The sequence below is a fragment of the Microvirga antarctica genome, assembly GCF_017921815.1.
Classification (GTDB): domain Bacteria; phylum Pseudomonadota; class Alphaproteobacteria; order Rhizobiales; family Beijerinckiaceae; genus Microvirga; species Microvirga antarctica.
This window is the reverse complement of record NZ_JAGEMM010000002.1, coordinates 568,523-591,040: the sequence shown is the minus strand read 5'-3', so window position 1 is coordinate 591,040 and position 22,518 is coordinate 568,523. Positions and strand designations below refer to the sequence as shown.

At 62.4% G+C, this 22,518-nt stretch carries 19 protein-coding genes; 9 read left to right on the top strand and 10 right to left on the bottom strand.

What is annotated here, in order from left to right:
- The first annotated feature begins 346 nt into the window (after positions 1 to 346).
- From J4G32_RS10100 to J4G32_RS10065, 8 genes are all read left to right on the top strand, one after another.
- Positions 347 to 1,465, top strand: coding sequence for an anhydro-N-acetylmuramic acid kinase (locus tag J4G32_RS10100; RefSeq protein WP_210489690.1), 1,119 nt, complete (start codon positions 347 to 349; stop codon positions 1,463 to 1,465).
- A gap of 447 nt (positions 1,466 to 1,912) precedes the next feature.
- Complete coding sequence (locus tag J4G32_RS10095) at positions 1,913 to 2,170, top strand: hypothetical protein (protein WP_210489676.1); 258 nt, start codon at positions 1,913 to 1,915, stop codon at positions 2,168 to 2,170.
- Between the two features lie 529 nt (positions 2,171 to 2,699).
- Positions 2,700 to 4,151 (top strand): amidohydrolase family protein, encoded by a 1,452-nt coding sequence (locus J4G32_RS10090; RefSeq protein ID WP_210489664.1) that lies wholly within the window; start codon positions 2,700 to 2,702, stop codon positions 4,149 to 4,151.
- 11 nt (positions 4,152 to 4,162) lie between these two features.
- Positions 4,163 to 4,612, top strand: a complete 450-nt coding sequence (locus J4G32_RS10085) for a tripartite tricarboxylate transporter TctB family protein (protein ID WP_210489609.1) — start codon at positions 4,163 to 4,165, stop codon at positions 4,610 to 4,612.
- A 7-nt stretch (positions 4,613 to 4,619) separates the two neighbouring features.
- Entirely contained in the window at positions 4,620 to 6,131 is a 1,512-nt protein-coding gene (locus J4G32_RS10080) for a tripartite tricarboxylate transporter permease (protein WP_210491366.1), read from the top strand.
- Complete coding sequence (locus J4G32_RS10075) at positions 6,128 to 7,102, top strand: Bug family tripartite tricarboxylate transporter substrate binding protein (RefSeq protein WP_210489599.1); 975 nt, start codon at positions 6,128 to 6,130, stop codon at positions 7,100 to 7,102. The genes J4G32_RS10080 and J4G32_RS10075 overlap by 4 nt, the downstream gene beginning before the upstream one ends.
- A gap of 14 nt (positions 7,103 to 7,116) precedes the next feature.
- Positions 7,117 to 7,740 (top strand): glutathione S-transferase family protein, encoded by a 624-nt coding sequence (locus J4G32_RS10070; RefSeq protein WP_210489590.1) that lies wholly within the window; start codon positions 7,117 to 7,119, stop codon positions 7,738 to 7,740.
- A gap of 49 nt (positions 7,741 to 7,789) precedes the next feature.
- On the top strand, positions 7,790 to 8,515 hold the full coding sequence (locus J4G32_RS10065; protein ID WP_210489575.1) for an RraA family protein: 726 nt from the start codon (positions 7,790 to 7,792) through the stop codon (positions 8,513 to 8,515).
- Positions 8,516 to 8,537: 22 nt separating this feature from the next.
- Here the strand turns inward: J4G32_RS10065 and J4G32_RS10060 are convergent, their stop codons facing one another.
- Complete coding sequence (locus J4G32_RS10060; protein ID WP_210489559.1) at positions 8,538 to 9,962, bottom strand: M10 family metallopeptidase; 1,425 nt, start codon at positions 9,960 to 9,962, stop codon at positions 8,538 to 8,540.
- Between the two features lie 345 nt (positions 9,963 to 10,307).
- Here J4G32_RS10060 and J4G32_RS10055 point away from each other — a divergent pair, with 345 nt between their 5' ends.
- Positions 10,308 to 11,540 (top strand): glycosyltransferase, encoded by a 1,233-nt coding sequence (locus J4G32_RS10055; protein ID WP_210489550.1) that lies wholly within the window; start codon positions 10,308 to 10,310, stop codon positions 11,538 to 11,540.
- A gap of 23 nt (positions 11,541 to 11,563) precedes the next feature.
- On the opposite strand, the gene J4G32_RS10050 is transcribed toward J4G32_RS10055, so the two are convergent.
- The 9 genes from J4G32_RS10050 to J4G32_RS10010 all read right to left on the bottom strand — a co-directional run bounded on the left by J4G32_RS10050 (position 11,564) and on the right by J4G32_RS10010 (position 22,476).
- Positions 11,564 to 11,851 (bottom strand): hypothetical protein, encoded by a 288-nt coding sequence (locus J4G32_RS10050; protein WP_210489546.1) that lies wholly within the window; start codon positions 11,849 to 11,851, stop codon positions 11,564 to 11,566.
- Positions 11,852 to 11,860: 9 nt separating this feature from the next.
- Positions 11,861 to 13,186, bottom strand: coding sequence for an HlyD family type I secretion periplasmic adaptor subunit (locus tag J4G32_RS10045; protein WP_210489536.1), 1,326 nt, complete (start codon positions 13,184 to 13,186; stop codon positions 11,861 to 11,863).
- A complete protein-coding gene (locus J4G32_RS10040; protein WP_210489527.1) occupies positions 13,179 to 14,900 on the bottom strand; it encodes a type I secretion system permease/ATPase in 1,722 nt (573 codons plus the stop codon). Before J4G32_RS10040 ends, J4G32_RS10045 begins: the two co-directional genes overlap by 8 nt.
- A 40-nt stretch (positions 14,901 to 14,940) precedes the next feature.
- Positions 14,941 to 16,908: a hypothetical protein gene (locus J4G32_RS10035; protein WP_210489510.1), complete on the bottom strand. Its 1,968-nt coding sequence runs from the start codon at positions 16,906 to 16,908 to the stop codon at positions 14,941 to 14,943.
- Between the two features lie 24 nt (positions 16,909 to 16,932).
- A complete protein-coding gene (locus J4G32_RS10030) occupies positions 16,933 to 17,889 on the bottom strand; it encodes a calcium-binding protein (protein ID WP_210489508.1) in 957 nt (318 codons plus the stop codon).
- A 363-nt stretch (positions 17,890 to 18,252) separates the two neighbouring features.
- Positions 18,253 to 19,134: a glucose-1-phosphate thymidylyltransferase RfbA gene (gene rfbA, locus J4G32_RS10025; protein ID WP_210489495.1), complete on the bottom strand. Its 882-nt coding sequence runs from the start codon at positions 19,132 to 19,134 to the stop codon at positions 18,253 to 18,255.
- Between the two features lie 138 nt (positions 19,135 to 19,272).
- On the bottom strand, positions 19,273 to 20,349 hold the full coding sequence (rfbB, locus tag J4G32_RS10020; protein WP_210489472.1) for a dTDP-glucose 4,6-dehydratase: 1,077 nt from the start codon (positions 20,347 to 20,349) through the stop codon (positions 19,273 to 19,275).
- Between the two features lie 27 nt (positions 20,350 to 20,376).
- Positions 20,377 to 20,976, bottom strand: a complete 600-nt coding sequence (gene rfbC / locus J4G32_RS10015) for a dTDP-4-dehydrorhamnose 3,5-epimerase (protein ID WP_210489457.1) — start codon at positions 20,974 to 20,976, stop codon at positions 20,377 to 20,379.
- 87 nt (positions 20,977 to 21,063) lie between these two features.
- Positions 21,064 to 22,476: a glycosyltransferase family 4 protein gene (locus J4G32_RS10010; protein WP_210489439.1), complete on the bottom strand. Its 1,413-nt coding sequence runs from the start codon at positions 22,474 to 22,476 to the stop codon at positions 21,064 to 21,066.
- Positions 22,477 to 22,518 lie beyond the last annotated feature (42 nt).

The following is a 22,518-nucleotide window of genomic DNA, read 5'->3' as shown; positions in this document are numbered from 1 at the left end:
CATTTTCTTCTCTATCGTAGCAGCTTTGGAGAATTCCATTCCCCCTCACCCCGATTCAGCCACCCGCAGGAAAACACCTTTCTTCATCCGCGTCGGATGCCCGGAATTTCTTCTCCGTGCTCGCCCTCCCGTCGTTCTATATAACGGACGCCACTTCAGACGCCTGGGACGACCCTGCGGCGCGCAACAAAAGCCAGGTGCCGCGTCGAGACATCTTAACTCTGTCGCCCCATCGGCTCCCTTTTCGGATGTTCACGTTTGCCCAACCTGGGCAGCGGGCGGTATACGCAGACCATGATCACCCGCCCCGCTTGGCGATGGGCGACTACATGCGGAGTGAAACCGAATGGACGCGATTTGGGCGATTGGTCTGATGACCGGCACGGTCCTTGACGGCAACATCGACATTGCGCTGATCCGGACCGATGGCGTCGAGATCCAGGAATTCGGCCCGTGGACTCTCGCGCCCTACCCCGTCGCACTCGGCCCCATTCTCCGTGAGGCCATGGAGAAGGCGCGGGACTGGGCGTTCGAAGGCCCGGAGCCGGCGATTTTTGCGCAGGCGGAAGACGCCCTGACCCGCGCCCAATCCGCGGCCGTGATCGCCTTTTTGGCCGACTATAACCTCAGCCCGAAGGATATCGGTGTCGTCGGTTTTCACGGGCAGACCATGCTGCACCGGGCCCCGACAGCAAGCCGCGTCGGCCAGACGCGCCAGCTGGGGGACGGCAAGCTGATGGCCGATCTCGTTGGCGCGACCGTCGCGTACGATTTCCGCAGCGCCGACATGAAAGCCGGTGGGCAGGGCGCCCCTCTGGCGGCGAGCTATCATGTGGCGCTCATGCGCCGTCTGGGCCAGCAGGCGAACGCCGCCGTTCTCAATCTGGGCGGCGTGAGCAACATCACCTGGTGGAACGGTGACACGATGGTGGCCTTCGATACCGGGCCCGCCAACGCCCCTCTGAATGACTGGATGCGCCGACACGGACTTGGCGACATGGACCGCGACGGGGCCCTGGCTGCCACGGGAACAGTGGACGAGGAGCGACTGGGGCGCTTGCTGCAACACCCCTACCTGTCTGCGCCGTCACCGAAATCGCTCGATCGAAATGACTTCACCGCCACGATGGCGGACGGCCTCAGTGTCGCCGACGGCGCCGCCACGCTCACAGCCTTCACGGCGGGCGCGGTGGGCAAAGCCCTGGATCTGCTGCCCCAGCGCCCGAACCAACTGATCCTGTGCGGTGGCGGGCGGCGCAACCCGACCCTGGTCGCAGCCATCCGGCAGCGAGCGGGGGTCGAACCCGTTCTGGCGGAAGCTGTCGGTTGGAGAGGTGACGCCGTCGAGGCGGAATGTTTCGCGTTTCTTGCCGTGCGGGCGTTACGGGGCTTGCCCATCAGCTTCCCCCTGACCACCGGGGTGAAGACGCCCATGACCGGGGGACGGATCGCCCAACCGGCATGATTGTCATGGGGCGTCCGATCCTTCGCGAACCGGACGTGTGCATGGAGCACGGCTCTGCCCCTCCGTTTGCGGCGGAGACAGACGCCGTTAATGCGTGTAGTTCCAGATCCCAATGGCGAAGAATATCACCTGCGTCAGGTATATGATCTTGAGAAGTCTGGTTTCGGATTTCTCGTCTGTGTCCGGCATGGCAACTGTCCTTGGGCAATGCGGACGATCTAGACCCGCACGACTAACGACTCCTTACCCGAAGGGCGTTAGGAATTTAAACTGTGGGGGCCTGTGGATGAAGTGTGGCCGCAATGTGCGCCCGCGTTTTGTTTCGGAACCACTTGCCCTTCTCAACCCTTTCCTGAAGCGTCTTCGCTCTCCGACCCCGGCCAACCCCTTTTTCTCCCGCCGTCGCGACAGCCTGTCTTTCACTCTCCGTCGAACTGGATCGTGCCAATGATGAAATCCTGGATGAAACTTGCGTCCGATCTGTCGATGCTGGCGGTCGAGTCGAATTCAGTGATCATGACGCGCATGACGATGATGGCCACCGGTCGCGGCAGCACGGCGGAGAACTCGCGCATGATCTCCGAGAAGGTGTTGGCAGCGACGGAGGCGGCCATCACCATGGCGACCGGCGGCTCAGCTGAAAAGGTTGTGCGCGGCTACCGCAAGCACGTGAGAGCCAATGCTCGCCGCCTGACGCGGGCCTGACGCAACCCCTTCGGCTGACAGGCCGTTCAGCCTGGCGGAAAAGTGGAACAGCGAGCGTTCTGCTAGTCGTCGGTGTCGAGGTGTGGCGACACCCTCTCGGCCCAACAGCGCGTCTCGGGCCGCCCTGACATTGATTGTCCAGAATGGAAGCGTCATCGCAGCATTGTTGCGATCAGGCGTGGCTCGCGCTTGCAATGGAAAGCCTTCGATTCGCTCCGGGGGGGCGGATTGCGCCAGTCCCCTGTTCTGCGGTGAACGATCGGAGTCTCGACTGCAACGAGACCGATCGAAAGCAAACCTTTTTCCCTGGTCGATTGCACCGTATGCGGGCACCCCGTGCTCAAGGGATGGTCGATCGCGCCTGCGATCAACCCTTCGTGCTTTCGAAAAAGGCACGGCCGCGAATGCCGAGGTTTGTCATCCACGGGCTGTATAATCGTTAGACAAACTTTTGTGTCGCTGTTAAGTTTTAGGCCTCCCTCGACGGTCCCCGCGACCTGGCGAGACACCACTCGACCACGAGGCCTTTTTGCGTAAAGTCACCGCCATCCGGAGCGCCGCCTGGACGATCGCGTGGAGCGAAGCCGAAGGTCGCCACGTCTATTTGCAGGATGCGGATTTTGTCTTTGACGATTCCGGAGCAATCCTGTCCGTCGGCCCCGTTTGGACCGGCCCCGTGGATCGCGAAATTGACGGACGCCGTCTCTTCCTGATGCCGGGCCTGATCAATCTGCACTGCCATCCCTCCACTGAAACGATGCGGCGCGGCCTGACAGAGGAAATTGGCAGTCCCCTGCTCTATGGCAGCACTCTCTTCGAGTATCTGAGCGTCTGGGTCTCCGACGTCGACGCAAAGGTCGCCTGCGCCGAGGCCGCCCTGTGCGAGTTGCTGCTCAGCGGCTGCACCACCATCACGGACCTGTCGTTTCCGTATGTCGGATGGCTCGACGTCCTGAGCCGCAGCGGCATTCGGGCCGTGGTGGCGCCGATGTTCAAGGACGCCACATGGACGACTGCAAACGGTCACGCCGTCGAGTATCGATGGGACCTTGAGCAGGGACGACGGGAATTTGCGGCGGCCCTTGCCGTCCTCGACGAGGTTGCGGCCGATCAATCGGGCCGGCTCAGTGGCATGCTGGCGCCCGCCCAGGTCGATACCTGCACGCCAGAGCTGCTGCGCGACGCCATGGATGAGGCCGTCCGCCGTGACCTGCCGCTGACCCTTCACATATCCCAGAGCCACACGGAGTTCTTCGAGATCGTCCGACGCCACGGGTGCACGCCGATCGAGTGGATCGAGAAACTCGGCCTGCTCGGGCCGCGCACCATCCTCGGTCACGCGGTCTATGTGGACAGCCATAGCTGGATCAATTGGCCCGAGCAGCGCGACATCGCGCGGCTGGGGTCGAGCGGGACATCGGTCGCGCATTGCCCGACGGTTTTCTCCCGGCGCGGTGCGATCCTCCAGGGTATGCGCAGCTATCTCGACGCAGGTGTGAACGTGGTCATCGGGACCGATACGTTTCCGCACAACATGGCCGAAGAATTGCGCCTTGCCTCGACCATGGCGCGGGTTGCGGGGCGGTCCGTCGCCTCGCTGCCGTCCGAGGAGCTGTTCGGCGCCGCCACCACCCGCGGCGCGAGGGCCCTCAAGCGCGATGACATCGGCAAGCTCGTAGTAGGAGCGAAGGCCGATTTCGTTCTCGTCGACCTCGATTGCCCGGCCATGCGCCCCCTGCGGGAGCCGCTGCGCAACTTCATCTTCGAGGCCGGGGATCGCGCCGTTCGCGATGTCTTCGTCGACGGCCGGCAACTGGTTGAGAATGGCAAGGTCCTGACCCTCGATCAGGACGATGCTCTCGCCCGCGTCGAACAGGGCCAGCAGCGGGCCATGGTCGGCACGGCCTCGAAGGATTGGGCCGGTCGCGACACGGATGCGCTGGCTCCCATGGCCCTGCCGATCCGGCCCATCGTTTCATAGGAGCCGGGCACATGGCGCGGGGCAACGTTCAAGACATTCTCTCCGGCCTTCTGTTTCTCGCCATCGGCCTGATCGGCGCCGTTGCGTCGACCGCGTACGACATCGGCACAGCGCGCCAGATGGGCCCGGGTTACATGCCGGTCGGCCTGTTCGGGATCATGGCTGTGATCGGGGCCATCATCGCCATTCGCGGCGGTCTGCAGCAATTCACGCCCGCGCCAACGCCCGCCTTGCGCCCGCTTCTCATGGTCCTCGTCGCGACCGGAGCCTTCGCCGCGCTGATCAGGACCGGCGGACTTTTCCTCGCCACCCTGGTGCTGGTCGTCACCGCAAGTTTTGCCGATCACGAGGCGCGACTTCGCGAGGCGCTGATCGCAGCGGCGGCGCTGGCGATTTTCGCGGCACTGGTTTTCTCCGTGGGGCTCGGCGTCCCGCTTCCCCTTTGGCCCTGGTCGGATTGACGCCATGATTGAAATCCTCGGCCATTTCGCCGACGGCCTCGCCATTGCGGCGACGCCTTCCAACCTGTTGTTCTGCCTGATCGGTGCCCTGCTCGGAACGCTGATCGGCGTCCTGCCCGGCATCGGGCCGTTGGCCACGATGGCCCTGCTGCTGCCTATCACCTACTACCTGCCGCCACTGGCTGCGCTCATCATGCTGTCGGGCATCTATTACGGCGCGCAATACGGCGGATCGACCACTGCCATCCTGGTGAACCTGCCGGGCGAAACCTCGTCGATGGTCACCATGATCGACGGCCACGCCATGGCGCGGCGCGGACGCGCCGGCGCAGCCCTCTCCATTGCGGCGATCGGCTCGTTCTTTGCGGGCTGCGTCGGCACCCTGATGATCGCGCTGTTCGCACCCGTGCTGACAACCCTGGCGCTTCGTTTCTCCGCGCCCGAATATTTTTCCCTGATGGTTCTCGGACTGGTCGCCGCGGTCGTCCTCGCCCAAGGGTCGCTGTTGAAAGCGCTCGCCATGATGCTGCTCGGCCTGGCGCTCGGGCTCATCGGCATGGACGTCAACTCCGCGACCCCGCGTTTCACCTTTGGCGTGTCGGAGCTTTATGACGGTATCGGCTTCGTGCCGGTCGCCATGGGCTTGTTCGGTATCGCGGAAGTCATCGCCAATCTGGAACGGCCCGAGCGGCGGGACGTGATGACCCGCACCATCGGCTCATTGCTCCCGAGCATGCAGGAATTCCGCGATTCCATCGGTCCCATCATCAGGGGAACCGGCCTTGGCGCGATCCTCGGCCTGCTGCCGGGGGGCGGCGCCATGCTGGCCTCGATCGGCTCCTATGCGCTCGAGAAACAGGTGGCCAAGGACCCCTCGACCTTCGGGCGGGGCGCGATCCAGGGAGTGGCCGGTCCTGAATCCGCCAACAACGCCGCCGCCCAGTTGAGCTTCGTGCCGCTCCTGACCCTCGGCATTCCGGGGAATCCCGTGATCGCGATGATGCTCGCCGCAATGGTGATCCACGGAATCCAGCCCGGGCCGCAGGTGATGACCCAGAGGCCTGACCTCTTCTGGGGATTCATCGCCAGCATGTGGTTCGGCAACCTCATGCTTCTCATCATTAACCTGCCGCTGGTCGGCATCTGGGTGCAGTTGCTGAAAATCCCCTACCGGCTGCTGTTCCCCGCCATCCTGTTCTTCTGCTGCGTCGGCGCGTTCAGTCTCAACAACTCGGTGTTCGAGGTGGCTCTGGCGGTCGGCTTCGGCGCTCTGGGCTACATCTTCATCAAACTCAACTGCGAGCCCGCGCCCTTGCTGCTCGGCTTCGTCCTTGGCCCCGCCATGGAAGAAAACCTGAGACGTGCGCTGCTGATCTCGCGCGGCGACTGGACGGTTCTCATCACGCGACCGCTCAGCCTCAGCTTCCTCCTGCTTGCTGTCGTCATGATGGCAGCGATTGCCATTCCGACTATTTCACGCCGCCGTTCCGAAGCATTTGACCAAGGGGATTCGCTATGAAACGCCGCCTTTCCGCAGTTCTCGCCGCCGCCGTTCTCGGCGTGACCTTGAGCGCGCAAGCCGCACTGGCCCAGGCCTATCCGTCCAAACCCATTCGCATCATCGTGCCGTTTCCGGCGGGCGGCTCGGCGGACCTTCAGACCCGTGCCTTCGCGGATGCGTTCAGCGTCGCCATGGGACAGCCGGTGGTGGTCGATAACCGGGCGGGCGCCGCCGGCAATATCGGCACGGAGGCTGCCGCGCGCGCCACGCCCGACGGGTATACCCTCGTCATCGGTGGTCCGAACGTCATCAACAACGGCTACCTCTACAAGACGGTGCCCTACGACTGGAAGAAGGACCTGATGCCCCTCGGCCTCATGTTCGCCAATCCGAACGTGCTCATCGTCAACAACAAGCTGCCCGCCACAAACGTGAAGGAGTTCATCGCGCTCCTGAAAGCGTCCCCCGACAAGTACTCGTTCGGCTCGTCCGGCGCGGGCGGTTCGATCCACCTGTCGGCCATGCTCTTCATGCACATGACCGGCACGCAGATGCAGCACATTCCCTACAAGGGCGATGCGCTGGCAAAGACCGACCTTTTGGCGGGCGAAATCCAGGTCATGTTCAACGCCCTGTCCTCCTCGCTTGAAAACATCCGCGCGAACCAGTGGCGGGCGCTGGCCACAACGGGTGCGAAGCGCTCGCCCCAGCTTCCCGACGTCCCCACGGTGGAAGAGAGCGGCCTGCCCGGCTATGTCGTCACAAGCTGGCAGGGCCTGTTTGGACCGGCTGGCCTGCCGGCCGATGTGGTCGCCAAGATCCGCACGGGCTTCGAGGCCGTCTATGCCAACCCGGCGACCTTGAAGCGGTTCGAAGAGATCGGCACCCAGCCCAACCCGTCTACGCCGGCCGAACACGCGGCCTTCATGGCAGCGCAGGACGCCATCTGGGCGCCCGTCTTCAAGGCCGCCAACCTTACGCCCCAATAAGCAGGAGCCGTCTCGTGATCGATCTCTATAGCGCCCGCACGACCAATGGGCTGCGCGCCTCCATCATGCTTGAGGAGCTCGGACTTCCGTACCGCGTCCACGCCGTCGATTTCGACGCGGATAACGCAACCAAGCCTGCGGAGATGATGGCTGTGAACCCGGCGGGATCGATCCCTGTTCTGATCGATCACGAGACGGGTGTCAGCCTGAGCCAGTCCTTCGCGATCATGCTCTATCTTTGCGAAAAGACCGGACGTTTCCTCCCGCAGGAGCCGGTGGCGCGAGCGCAGGTCCTGCAATGGATGAGTTTCGTGATGACGGACGTCATATCGGCCACCCATCCGATCTTCGTCCTCACGAGCGAGTTGAAGGACACGCCAGAGCCGATCATCCGCCATTACGAGGCTCGGCTCATGCGTTTCCTCGGGCAGGCCGACGCCCAACTGGGGCGAACGCCCTTCCTCGCTGGTGATGAAATCAGTGTGGCGGATTTCGCGCTTTACCCGACCGCCGCGTTTCGACAGAAGCTGCTCGATCGCGTCGGCGGCGTCCCCAATCTGCGCCGCTGGCTGACAGAGGTGGGCGCGCGCCAAGGCGTCGCGCGTGGGATGGCCGTGCCGGAAACGCCCGCCCACTGATCCACGCCTCCCCATCCTCCCAAGACAATGTCCGCAAGGAGATAAGACCGTGACACGAACACCCCTGCCCGCAGAGCTTCGGGCGAAACTCGAACGCTGCTCGGTTCCCACCCTGAATTCCATCATGGTCAAGTCGGGCCTTGGGACCAACCACATGCGCGGCCTCGACGCCGTCGGCTCAGCACGACGTTTTGTCGGCGTTGCCACGACCCTGCGCGCTGTCCCGATGCGGGAGGACTTCCGCCGCAAGGTCGCGGCCGGCGAGTTGCCAGACCTGCAGGCCCGCGCCTTCGAACAAACCGAGGCCGGCGAAACGTTGATCATCGCCGCCGGCGGCGATACCCGCGCGTCGGTCTTCGGCGACATCATGACGACCTACCTTCAGGTCAAGGGTGCTGCGGGAATCGTCATCGATGGCAGCGTCTCCGACCCGGAAGCGATCTCGTCGATCGGCATCCCGGTCTTCGCCGGAGGCAACTCGGCCTTGTCGGCCGCCACCTTCCTGCATTTCACGGAGATCGATATTCCGGTCGGCTGTGACGGGGTTGCCGTCTGTGCCGGCGACGTGGTGGTGGGAGACGGCAACGGCGTCGTCGTCATTCCGCGCATGTTCGCCGAGGAGGTTGCCACCGCAGCCTTCGAGCGCGAGGAGCTGGAGCTTTTCGTTCTCGAGCGGATCAAGGGTGGGGCAAGGCTGGTCGGCACCTATCCGCCGGACGACGCCACCCGCGCGGCCTACCAGGAATGGCGCAAGGCGCGCGCCCAGCAAGGCTGAACAGCCGAACCGGCGCCGGCTTCTAGACGATGTAGAAGTCGGCTGCGCTCAACAACAACATCTTGGGCAGGATTGCGAAGATCACGGCAGGGGCCGCCCCCGCCCCATCGGGGTCGAACGACAGACCGCCGGTCTTCGGATCGTAGATGACGGCGTGATGATCACCCGCCGCCTCTCCGATGTCGAAGGCGGTCTTCTTGAGCATGCGCGGATTGCTCTCGGAGCCCTTGCCAAGGCCCTTGAAGACCGCATTGTCGAGAAGGATTCGGTCATGGCGGGGGTCGAAATCCGTCACTCTGTCGACATTCGCCTTGCCGTTCAGTCGCGCGTCGAACAGAAACGTGTCGGATCCGGCGCCGCCGCTCAGCACATCGCGGCCCGCGCCACCGCTCAGCGTATCGTTGCCCTGTCGCCCGGCGAGCCGATCGGACCCCGCCCGGCCCTCCAGGACGTTGGCTCCCACATTGCCGAGCAGCGTGTCATCGCCCGACCCGCCCGTGGCGTTTTCGATCAGGGATCGGACGTTGCCGCGGTAGAGTTCCGCATTGGCGATGTTGCCGGCGGCAAAGTTGAAGTAGCCCCCGAGGTCAGCGAGCTGGCGCTCCGAGACCGTCGACCAGCACCCTGGCCGCAGATCGACCGACAGATCGGTGCGATAATTCGAGAAATCATACGTATCGACGCCGCCGCCGTCCCAGATCGTCGAGAAGATGCGGTTGCCACCGGGAGGCGCTTCCCCGACGCCGTCCACGAAGGCCCGGCCGGTGGTCGGGCTCCAGCGATAGGTCGTGTCGCCGGCATGCGTGGAGAAATTCGCCCCGTACATCTGCTGCAGGGCCGCGATGTCGCCCACCATCAGAGACTGCGCATAGCCCCACGTCTCATTGACGAGCGCGTCGCCTTTGGCTCCCACAGAGGAGCGATAGCTCATCACGGAGAATTCCATCGCGTTGCGGTCGTTCGGCAAAGTGCCGAAACCGCCCGGATCGTGGCCATGCTTGAGCCCGAGTTCGTGGCCGATCTCATGGAGGAAGGTCCAGAACCCGTAGCCGGCCGGAATGGGCGCCGAGAACCAACCCGATCCGTTGCCGAACCAGCTATCGCCGCTGGCGGCGCCCTCGTCGAGGGTATAGGTCCAGGCCGGGCTCGCAACCTCGGATGTGGCAAGGCGCAGGGTCGCGTGGCTGGTGGCCGTCTCCTCAATCTCGCTGAACGACAGACGGCTGACTGCCGCCACCATATCGAAGACGGACCGAGCAGCGTCAGCCTGAACGGGATTGAACGGCGCGAAATGACGCTGCGGTTCTCCCTCACCATAGGAAGGGCCATAAACGGATGCGAGCGCCGGAAAACTGAAAGTGAGATGCAAGTCATTCCACTTCAATCCGGACAAGATGCCGTCGATCGATCGATCGTTTGCGCGCTGCGCAGTGCCTGAAGTCGTCATCGCATCCCCGGGGAGTTGCGACGACTATGAGCGTCCCCGGGTCATTGCTTCAGTGTTACTGGGGATTACTTCCCGGGTCCGCCGACTCACCCGAGTCTCGTCGGAATTACCGATCACGATGAAACTCTCTTCCGGAGGAGTAATCATCCGGAGAGATGCGCGCTTTTGCAGATCAACAGGCGGAGGACATCGCGGGGATCGGCAACGGAGACGGACGCCAATTCCGCGGGTCCCGCAATCAGACCCCCCCTCTTGTCCGTGCGCTGCGCGCAGACGATGTGCTAGGTCAATTAAAGACGCCATACTGTCGGCCTCCGCACTTTCTCCTCTCATACGTGAACCACGATGCCCCTGACCGTTCTCTTTCTTCACCAGAACTTTCCCGGTCAGTACAAGCTCCTGGCGGACCACCTATCGCGCAGTGAGGACGTGACCGTCGTCGCGGTCGGCCAGAAATCGCCGTCCCAACAGGATTTTGGGCGGGTCCGCTATGAAAGCTACAGCGCGCGCGCGGATTTCGGGCCTGAGCATTTTCCGCCGCTTCACTTTTTCTCGGAGCAGGTTCGTCGCGGCGACATGGTGCGCTGGAAGCTGCTGGCGCTGAAACACAAGGGCTTCTCGCCCGACATCTGCTTCGTCCACCCGGCCTGGGGGGAGGCGCTGTTTCTGCGCGACGTCTTTCCGAACACGAAGATCGTGTCGCATCTCGAATTCTACTATCGCGGGACCGGCAGCGATCTCGATTTCGATCCCGAATTTCCTGTGCCTGCGACAGACCTCCATTACGTCTCGCTTCGCAACCTCCCCACCCTGCAGACGGCGGCGATCTCGGACATCCTCGTGTCGCCCACAGTGTGGCAGGCAAATACGTTCCCGACTGCGCTCAGCCAACGCGCCAAAGTGATCCACGAAGGGATCGACACGGCGCTTGCCAGCCCCGCACCGGCATCGCCCCTCCATCTGGGATCGGGCCTCACCCTTGCGCCTGGCGGAACGCTGATCACCTACGTGGCGCGATCCATGGAACCCTATCGCGGATTTCACACCTTCATGCGGGCATTGCCGCATCTTCTCAGGCTTCTGCCGCACGCGCAGGTCGCCATCGTCGGCAAGGACGAGCCAAGCTACGGACGTCGGCCCGCACAAGGGGGCAGTTGGAAACAGGCAATGCTCGCGGAGGTCGGCGCGCAGATTGATCGCGACCGTGTCCATTTTCTGGGCACGCTTACTTATTCAGACCTCATCGCCCTGTTCAGGCTTTCCACCGTCCACGCCTATCTGACCTATCCGTTCGTCTTGTCCTGGTCGCTGTTGGACGGGATGGCGTGCGGATGCGCGGTCGTCGGCTCAGCCACCGCGCCGGTGATGGAAGTCATCCGCGATGGGCAGAACGGCGTACTCGCGGATTTCTTCGACGCGCGGGCCCTGGCCGAGACAATCGCGGCCACGGCTGAGAACGCTCGATTGCGAGCTCACATCACCATCAACGCGCGACAGACGATCATGGACTCGTACGACTTCAGGGGCGTCTCCCTGCCCGCATACGAGAGCCTTATCCGGACGGCTCTGGACGCCTGAGGCGAGAATCGTCGGGAAGCTCCTCAGCGAACTGGCGCACGTCCGCGCGGGGGCTTGGCGGGAGCAGAAGGAGATGTCTGCGGCGCCTTTGTGCGTTTGCCTTTGACCGCTTCGAGGCAATCCGCATACGCGTCGAGGAGCCAGTCGCGATCGAAGACCACGCCGGTCTGGCTGGCCCGCTCCTGTTCCAGCTGCGCGAGGTAGCGCATCAGCGCAAACGCCACCAACTCGGGGCTGTCACCTTCGAGACCGACTGGGCGACCTCCCGAGGCGGCCTCACTCGACGCGTGTGCTGAACGTCCATTCGACATGGTCTGTCCTCATTGTTCTTTCAGAGCGAAATCATAGATCTTGAAAACGGGGTCGAGAAAATACGCCAGGATGGTGCGTTTGCCGGTTTCGATCGTCACCTGTGCCGGCATTCCAGGCAGCATCTCGACTTTCGCCTCCTCGATGGCGTCAGGGGCGACTTTCACAATCCCCTTGTAGAAGTATTTCTTGGTCGCTGGATCCTCGAAGCGATCGGCCGAGACTTTCTCCAGCGTGCCTTCGATGGCCTTTGCGTATCGTTGTCGATAGGGGAGAAAATGCACGCTGGCATTCTGTCCCGGCCGGACACGGGCGATATCCGTGGGCTCGATCTCCACGGATATCACCATGGGCTGATCCTTGGGCACAATCTCCAGCACGGTCTGGCTCGGTGTGAGCGATGCGCCGGGGCCGAAGACCGACAGGCCGTAAACGTAGCCCCCTTCAGGAGCGACGATAACCGCCTGCTCCATGCGTCTCAGCGCGGACGCGAGACGGGGCACGATCTCAGATAACCGGGCATCGTTCTCCGCCGTATCCTTCGCAATACTCTCAAGACGGTCCTTCGTCAGCTGCGCAATCTGGATCTCCGCCGCGCGCGCCTTGTCGTCTTCGGCCACGATGAGGTTTGCAATCTGCACAATGTCGCCGCGCAGGCTCGACGCGCTGCGGTCAAGGCCCAACACCCGAGGGCGCGCGACGAGACCCTTGTCGAGCAGCGGTTGGAGAGACTTCAACTCCTCTTCGATGCTATCGAGCTGAGCCTGGGTGGTCTTCGTGCGGCCATGCAGCCCTTCGACCTGTCGCCGGCTGCCGTCAATCTGCTGCCTGAGAAAGTTGATCTGGCCGAGATAGGCCGAACGCCGCGCGGCGAGAAGCCCAAGTTCCTGCTGATGGAACAGCTGGATCTGAGGATCGCTCTTCTGTGCAAGGAGTGCGCTCGGAAACACCATCTCGCTGGAATCCGCCCGCTCCGTCTCGAGACGGGCAGCGTGGAAGAGGGCCGCAATCCGGTTGTTGGCAAGGACCGTCGCCTCCGCCTTGGCGTCGGCGAGTTCGAGCTGGATGAGCTTCTCGCCCTTCTCGACCAATTGACCTTCACGCACAAAAACGATGCCGACTTCGCCGCCATTGGGATGCTGCACCGCCTTGCGGCTGCCCTCGACCGTGACCTTGCCGGATGTGATCGCGGCGCTGGCAACCGACATGGTCGACGACCATGCGGCGACGGCCGCCATGAGAACCAGTGCTGCGAGACCGCCGACCAGCACCGGTCCGAATGCGGAATCCTTGAACGGCTTCGCATCAAGGGGAGACGGGAGTTTCAGGTCAGGCATTCGCGCCTCCCATCTTCTTGACGACGGTTGGCCGTCCGAGCTGCTTGAAGATGTCCTGCGTGGGCCCGAAATTGACGAGCATGCCCTCGCGCAGAACCGCCGCGTGATCGAGATGGACAACCAAATTGGGTCGGTGGGTGATGAGAATAACGGTCGTGCCGAGTTCCTTCAAACCCTCGATGCACGCGATGAGGGCTTCCTCACCGGGTCCGTCGAGGTTCGAGTTGGGCTCGTCGAGGACGACGAAAGCGGGCTTTCCGACGATCGCACGGGCGAGCGCAATCAACTGCCGCTGACCGCCCGAGAACATGAGGTTCTCATCGAGCGGAGTCTCATAGCCCTGCGGCAAACGCAGCACGAGATCGTGCACACGGGCCCGCTTGGCCGCATCGATGATCTCGTCATCCGAGAATGTGCCGAACCGGCCGATGTTGTCGGCCACAGTTCCAGGCAGGAGACTCACACTCTGCGGAAGATACCCGACGAAACGTCCGAATGCCTCATTGCTCCATTGGTCGAGTTCAGCTCCGTCGATCCTGACGCTTCCCGCGGTCGGGTGCATGCTTCCCGTGAGAATGCGCGCGAGCGTCGACTTGCCGGATCCGTTCAGGCCAATGAGCCCAAGACTTTGCCCGGCCTGAAGAAAGAAACTGATCCGCTTGAGGATCGGTTTGTCCGAACCGGGCGGCACGAAGGTCACTTCCCGGCATGCGATGGACCCGCTCGGCCGGGGGAGGTGCAGGCTGACCGCCGTGTCGGAGACATCGGCCAAGGCCGCGTCGATCCGATTCATGGCCTGTTTGACGTTGTGATACTCTTCCCAGGCACCGATGGCCTGATCGATCGGCCGCATGGCGAATTGGAACACGATGACGGCCGCGAACATCACGCCGCCCGGTATCAGCCCGTTGATGAGCTGGACCGCCCCCGCCGCCATCAGCACGCCCTGCATCAGGATGCGCGCAGAGCCCATGAAGGAGGAGAACACCACGCCTCGCCCACTGGCAATGAACTGCTCGTGGATCGCCCGGTCGCGCTCGCCGCGCCATCGACGGACGACGGCGCTCAGCATGCCCAACCCCATCACGGCCTCAGCCGTGCGCGTGACGGCTTCGCCGAATTGCTGGGATGAATTTCCGACCACATTGGCCTTGATCAGGGCGCGTTTCGTGAAGACGGAGTTCGCGATCGTGGCAACGGCGGATATGAAAATACAGATCAGCGCGACGACCCCCATGAGCGAGTCGACCACAAAGATGACGCCGAGAAACACGAAGCCCCAGGGCAGATCGATGAAGGCGATTCCGCCTCGTCCGGTGGCGAACTGACGGAAGCCGTCCAGGTCGCGCATCAGCTGCGCATTCGCCGGGCCGGACCCTGCTCCAGAGCGGCGAACGATCGTCTGAAAAAGCCGGTCGGCAAGCCGCCCCTCGATGCGTGCCGATGCGCGCACGAGCAACGTTCCGCGGACCCATTGGAAAATTCCCTGGGCGCAGACGCTGATGGCGAGCCCGAAGACGAGGGCGATCAACGTCTCCCAGCTTCTGCCGGGAATGACCCTGTCGAAGACCTGGATCATGAAGACCGGATAGGCGAGCATCAGAACGTTGACGAAGGAATTGAAGAAGAACGCAAAGATGAAATGCGCCTTGCACGACCAGAGAGTCGCCCTGATGTCGTGTTCCTTGTCGTGGCTGCCTGCGTAGGTGCTCATCATCTATCTTCGGTCAAGGAGGGGCGCCCGCGCAGCATGATCAGGCCGTTCTGCGTTGCGGGCTTGCGCGCCGACGTCGCGAAGCAAGAAATGATTTCAGAGACTCTTGCACGCTGTGACCATCCAGCCGCGCTTGAAATGGGTTCGCCTGCGCGGTTGCGCCGCTTTGAATGAAGTTTAACTCCGGCGCGGCAAAAACCGGAAGGCCGCGTTCCAGAGCGATGATCGCCTCGGAAATCGCGAAGGCATCCCAGCAAAACATGCGCGGCGCATCGATCTGGCTCGGTTCAAACCGGGACGATGTGGCGACAGCAACGCAGTTCTCGAGGACAGACGAATGCCCCGCCACAAGCATCTTCTCGAACGGTTCCGGCAGAGTTCTCGCTTCTCGACGGATTGTCGGGCCAGCACTCAGGCCGAGTAACAGTGAATGTCCACCAAGGTCCAATCGCTTCAGAAGACCGGCAAGCCAGTCTCTATCACGCGGCACGGCGCCTGCGCGGCAAAAGACCTGCGGGCAACGGGCCCGCGTCGCTGTCACAAACACGTCGGCCTCCGATGCCCCGGAGGTAAAGCCGGATACCTGGACCGGTAGGGCGTAAAGGCCTGCCCAACGATCGATCAGCGGCAGAAAGGCGCTGAGATCGGCACATCCAATCTGGCAAAGTTTCACCCGGAACGCTCTGTCGCGCGATGTGAACGACAGGCCCAACAAGGTACGGTGGACCGCCTCGATATCGTCGCTCGCGAAAACGACGACATCGGCCGCCGCCTTGTCGCAGGCCGGACCGAAATCGCGTTGAAAGGCAAGCGGCGGCGTCCCTCGTGCTGCCGCGGCCGTTGCGACAGGATGAAGGATCGCTGCAAAGACTTCCGCGCTGACGGCCTCGATCGCGCGGAACTGCTCAGCCAGCGCAAAAGCGGCCGGATGATAACGATCGGTCTCGCGAATCCAGACAGAACAGGAGTCACCGTTCAGGCTGACGGACAGGTTGTGGCAGGTCGCTGCGGAATCGATCGTGCCGGCCCTTAGGATGATCTGCCGTCGCCAACCCTGCGCGTCAGGCTCATGTGCGTCACGACTTACACTCCCGATCGAGGCCGCTTCTTCTGCCCCGAAGGACACGACGGAGACAGCCCTCAGGGAGACCGTCGCGTCGTCCACCCCAAGAAAGATTGCCAGATCCCCACCAGGAAGGCGAATTGCTCCTGCCACGTCGAGCGTGGCGCCGTTGACAGCCAGCCGTTCGCGAGGCTTGGCGAGATGGAAGATCCATTGGCGAAGCGCCTCCGAGGGTGAGGGCACGACCTCATGGAGCGAACTGATCAAGGTCTGCGAGGCGGGTAACGTGACAGCCGCCTTGCCGTGCTTCACCACCGTGCGGATGAGATTGCCCGCAACGACCAGATAGGCATGCGCGGGCATACCGCCTTCGAACCAGAGGGTTGCCTCGCCATCGGTGCCCGGCAGCGTGGTCACAGGAAGGCTCCTCAAGCCTTCGGCAGTCACCGCGAACGCGGCGACATCCTCGCCTTCTGCGGAAGCGGCGACCTGCACGACCTGCCCATCCTCGAATGTCGCGACCACGTGGCTCGGCGCGAGCCATTCGCTGATGAGATCGAGAAACCGGACGAGGACGTGCGGGGCTTGCTCGCGCGGAGAAAATCGCCGCGCGATGAGATTCAGGACACGACCAGTATCCGGATTTTCCCAGCGCGCCAGATGCGCTTCCACGTCGTACGTGCGCACGTCGTCGTTCGGTGAGGACAGCTCCAGCTCGCACGGGATTCCATCCCGCAGCTCAGCGGAATGGACGAGAAGAACCTCGAGATTGCGGCCGGGTTGAAAGAGCTTCTTGCGTTCGACGATGGTCGCGATGAGACCCGCGACCCGCAGTTCCTGAACGACGGATTCGTCAGAGCTTGTGCACCAGACGTAAGCAAGGCCCACGGAGTGCGGGATGACAAAAAGGGAGAATGCCCCCTGCTCGTCGTGAGCAGGAGGCATCCTCGTCATAGGTTGAGACATGCATCAGAAGTGGAAAAAGGAAGAATCGATGTCGTGCGGATCGTAGCCGATGAGCTTGAACTGCGTTCCGTCGGCCTTGACCGTCACGATCGTGTTGCCTTCCGAATCGCTGTTGAACGCCAGGCCCTTCATTTTCGTCTTGTGAGCAGCCGTGCCCGACAGGTCGATCACGTCTTCCTTGGCGTTGAAGTCGCGGATCGTATCCAGGTCGCCGACCGCGCCCTTTTCAATCATGAAGACATCGGCGCCTTCGTTGCCGCGCAAGCTGTCGGAGCCGAGTCCGCCCCAAAGCGTGTCATCGCCTGCACCTCCAAGGAGAGTGTCGTTGCCCGCGCCGCCGAAGAGCTTGTCGTCGCCGGTCATGCCGCTGACGAGGTCGTTGTCCGCGCCGCCGTCGAGGCTGTCATTGCCCGTGCCGCCGAACAAGCTGTCCTCACCAGCACCGCCCACGAGCTTGTCGTTTCCGGCATCGCCGTAGAGGGTATCATCGCCTTCGTCGCCGTATAGCGTGTCGTTACCGTCACCGCCGAAGAGCCGGTCGTGTCCGTCGCCGCCGCGCAGGTAATCCTTGCCGTCGCCGCCGACGATCTTGTCGTTTCCGGCATCGCCGAAGAGTTTGTCGTCGCCGGCATCACCGAAGAGACTGTCGTTGCCGTTGCCGCCCGAGACGATGTCATTGCCATCGCTGGCGCGGACGGTGTTCTTGCCGTCGTTGCCCACGATGTTCTCGTTGAGATCACCGCCCTTGACCGTTGCGTTGATCGTACCGGTCAGCACGACACCCTTAAATCCCGTTCCGGCAAGATTGACGCTGCTGCCCGTCTCAACGACGTCATAGCCCTTGGCCTCGCCAACCAGCTTGCCCAACTTGTCACCTCTGCCGAGGATCACATAATCCGACTTGCTCGTGGGCTTGAATGTCGAGGCATAGGTCGATGTCGACCCGTCAACGAGCTTCAAGGGCGCGTTTCTCTCGGCTGCCGGGATATTTCGCAGCATGTAACTATATGCCGCGGGACTTACTTCACTCTGAAAGAATGCGCCGGCAACTGTAGCCATTTTGGATTACCTCGAGACAGACCCGTCTGCCTATTTATCGCTGAAGTTCTACTTCTTTTTGGGTATCACGTAGCGTCAGCAATTCGCAATCGGATTCGTGGTGCGATGCAAATATTATCCTAGGAATGACCTCCTTGTTGCCTCTTTGCATCAACCGGTCGGGCCACGGCCGGGGTGGGCGCATGGCTCGCCCCTCTTAGCGCCGGTGGCGCTCCCGGTAGCGCCAGGGAAATTGGGCCAAATCGGACGCCGCGTCGGTGCGAATCAGAGCTCGTCCTTCTGCAGTTGCTCCAGCAACGACCGGCCGTACTTGGTCTTGGACAATTTGTTTGCCGAGGCCTCAAAGACGTCGCGCCCGATCCAGCGCTGGCGATAGGCGATCTCCTCCGGCGAGGCGATCAGCAGGCCCTGCCGGGATTGGATGACGTGGACAAACTGAGAGGCCTCCAGCAAGGATTCGTGGGTGCCGGCGTCGAGCCACGTGAAGCCCCGGCCGAGTTGCTCCACATATAGACTCCCCTGCCTGAGATATGCGTTGTTCAGGTCTGTGATTTCGAGTTCACCGCGTGAAGAAGGAACGAGGCCTTTGGCAATGTCAACGACCTGCTCGTCATAGAAGTACAGGCCGATCACAGCCCAGTGTGACTTCGGTTGATGCGGCTTCTCCTCGATGGAGGTCACCTGCCCGTCGGAGTCGAATGCGACAATTCCATAACGCTGCGGGTCCTCCACCCGATAGCCGAAGACGGTTGCGCCCTTTCTTCGGTTATCCGCAGAAAGCAGCACCTCGGGCAGCCCGTGGCCGTGAATGAGATTATCGCCCAGCACAAGGCAGGCGGGATGCCCGTTGAGAAAGCTCTCGCCAATAATGAAGGCCTGGGCCAACCCGTCCGGGCTTGGCTGCACCGCATAATCGAGCTTGAGGCCCCATTGCTTGCCCGTTCCCAGCAGACGCTCGAAGGACGCCTGGTCTTCCGGCGTGGTGATGACGAGGATCTCGCGGATCCCTGCAAACATCAGCGTCGTCAGCGCGTAGTAGATCATCGGCTTGTCGTAGACCGGCAGCAACTGCTTCGAGGTCACCAATGTCAGGGGGTGCAGCCGCGTCCCCGACCCGCCCGCAAGGATAATGCCCTTCCGATCCATGATATTCTCCTGTAGCGGCTCGCCCGAAGGGCCAGCCCGCCATTCAACCAATTGCGCAGAGGCTATCCCACGATTTCCGGGGCGGCCTGATCCCGGAGCGTGGTCGATAATCGGCAGGCGCTGTCGACGCGATGACGCTCACGTGGACTGCCCGAGGCGTTCGCCGCGATAGACGCCCGATCTGATCCGCTCCCACCAGGGCCGGTTGTCGAGATACCAGCGTACGGTCTTGGCGAGACCGGTCTCGAAGGTCTCCAGCGGCGTCCAGCCGAGATCGCGGCCGATTTTGGCCGCGTCGATCGCGTAGCGCCTGTCATGGCCGGGACGATCCTTGACGAAGGCGATCAGATTTTCCCGCGGACCGATGGTCGCGCTCGGGGCGATCTCATCGAGAATGGCACAGACAGCGCGGACCACTTCCAGGTTCGTCCGCTCGTTGTGACCGCCCACATTGTAGCTCTCCCCGACTCTGCCGGTTTCCGCGATCTGAAGCAGGGCTTGAGCGTGGTCCTCGACATAAAGCCAGTCGCGCACATTCGAACCGTCCCCATACACGGGCAGCGGTTTGCCTTCCAGGGCATTGAGAATGACCAGCGGGATCAGTTTCTCGGGGAAGTGATAAGGGCCGTAATTGTTGGAGCAATTGCTCACCACAACCGGCAACCCGTAGGTGTGATGCCAGGCCCGAACCAGATGATCGGAGGCGGCCTTTGAGGCGGAATAGGGTGAGCGCGGGTCATACGCGGTGTCTTCGGTGAAATATCCGGCAGTCCCCAGCGAGCCGAAGACTTCATCGGTCGAGATATGGTGGAACCTGAACGCGCCCTGTTCGGCGCTGGACAAACTTCGCCAATAGGCGAGCACAGCCTCGAGCAGCGTGTAGGTCCCAACGATGTTGGTCTGGACGAAATCCGCCGGGCCGTCGATCGACCGGTCCACATGACTCTCCGCAGCCAAGTGCATGACGAGCGTCGGGCGGAAGGTCGCCAGGACGTTCGCAACCGCAGCCGCATCGAGGATATCAGCCTTGACGAAGGCAAATCGGCGGTCGCTTGCGATCGGTGCCAGCGAATCCAGGTTGCCCGCATAGGTGAGCTTGTCGAGAACGAGAACCTGATGGTCGGTTTCGCCGATCAGCAGGCGGGCAACCGCAGAGCCGATGAAACCAGCTCCGCCCGTAATCAGAACCCGCTGTGGCGGCTTTCGTGCTGTCATGGCGGGGATGAACCTCGGGTCACGAATTTAAGACAGACCATCAGCGGCCTCATCGGCATGCCCATGGCGAAAGGGGGAGACGAAATCCGCAAATGCGGGCAACACCCGGTCCTTATCCGACAAAATCGCGTCGTCGGCGGAAACTGGCCAGGAAATGGCAAGCGTCGGGTCGTCCCAGGCCAGGCCCGAGTCGCATGAGGGAGAATAAAATCCATCGACTTTGTAGGCCACCTCTGTGTCCGGCTCGAGCGTGCAATATCCATGGGCGAAGCCACGCGGCACGAAAAGCTGCTCGCCACCCGAAGCGGTGAGGGTTTCGCCCACCCACATCCCATAAGTGGGAGACCCGGCCCGCAGATCGACTGCCACGTCGAAGATGGCCCCGCGAAGCACCCGCACGAGCTTGGCCTGCGGCGTCGGCGGACGCTGAAAATGAAGGCCCCGCACCGTTCCCTTGAGACTGGAGAACGCCTGGTTGTCCTGAACGAACACAGTCCTCCCCAAGGCGTCTCCGAATGTTTGAGCGTTATAGGTTTCGATGAACCACCCGCGAGCATCGCCGAAGCGTCGCGGCACGATCAGGACGACGTCGCTGATCTTCGTCCTGGTGACTCTCAGACCTGACATGCCGACTGACTCACTTCGATGACAAGGGCTCCGCCGAAGGGCGGCGATAAGGCTTCGCAGGACTGCCCGCCGCAGTTGGCGCCACGCTCACCCCCTGGGCTGCCGCGCCTTCCGCTTGACTGTAACAGTGGCAACAGAATTACCGTATGGGGCGGAATCGTCAACGTTGACCTGCCCGAATGCTGCGGTCACGGGGGCGGGCACCAGAGAAAGCGCGTTCGCGTCCAGAAGGCGTCGATAGACGGCACTGTGCTCGTCGAAATAGTCCTCGTCCACATCGGCGCGCGCGAGGGCAAGATGGTTAAGCGTCGTCGGGGCGACAGGCGTGTCCCGCTCCAGAATGCGCCTCAACACCTCTGCCAGAGCGCCCGGACTCTTGGCGGTAAAAAGATGGTCGGTTGCCGCATTCATCTTCTCGGCCATCCCGCCGATATTGGCGCAGATCAGGGGTCGGCCGGCCATCTTTGCCTCCTGGATGACGACCGGCGAATTCTCCCACCAGACAGAGGGAACAATCACGAAGGCGCACGCCGCCATCAGGTCGCTGACGTCCTCGTTGCGATAGCTTCCCATCAGCCGCACGACATCCTCCGTATCCGCCAGGAGACTGTCAATGCGCGCGCCAAACGCGGTGTCCTTGAAATGCCGGTTTTCGCCGTGAATACGGATTTCCAAACGCAAGCGAAGCGATTCAGGAAGCATCGCTGTCGCCTGCAACAGCAGATCGACGCCCTTGAAGGGGTTGATCTGGCCGAAATAACCGATGACGACACGGCCACCCCCGCCAGTCTCGCCGCTTTGGGCCGGAATCACCCCGGTGGAGACGCGCAGCCGCCCGCGCGCGATCACATCCGGATCGAGCAGGTTCTCGATGACGCCGATCCGCTCATCGTCGATCCCCCAGGCGGCATATCGCCCCTTCAAGAAGGCGCTTGGGGAGACGAAATAATCGACGTCGGCGAAGAGGGATTTCAGAATCGTATTTCTGACGAAGAACTTCCCCGCACTCATGGTCGGGAAGCACATGCCGCATTCGGCCGGCGAGGCGGCGTGACACAGACGGCCATCCACCTTCACCATCTGTCCGAAATTGGCGCAGATGGCAGCGAATTCATGGATGGTGAAGACGACTTTGACCCCTGCCCGCTTGAACATCTCGAAAATCTCGATGCCCCAGAAAACAAAGTGATGCACGTGCACAACGTCGGGCCGGATTGAGCTGATCAACTCGCCGACGAGCTGCTTCAGAACGTCATAGCCGAGGGTCTGAAAGGTGAAACCGTCCACCTGGGGAGGCGAGACCAAAATTTCGTCGGGACGCCCGCGAAAGCTGCCGAAGAACGCGCTATGACCGATCGCCTGCGGCTCAGCTCTGGCGACAAAAACAGCCTTCTCCACACCCGGATCACGCTTCAAACGCTGAAAGAGCGAGTAAGCCGCTCGCTCCGCCCCGCCCATGCTCAATTCAGGATGGCCGTGAGACAGGATCAGGATTCTCATCGTGCCCCCTCTCGGCGCAGGACGCGTCCGACCATCGCGGCC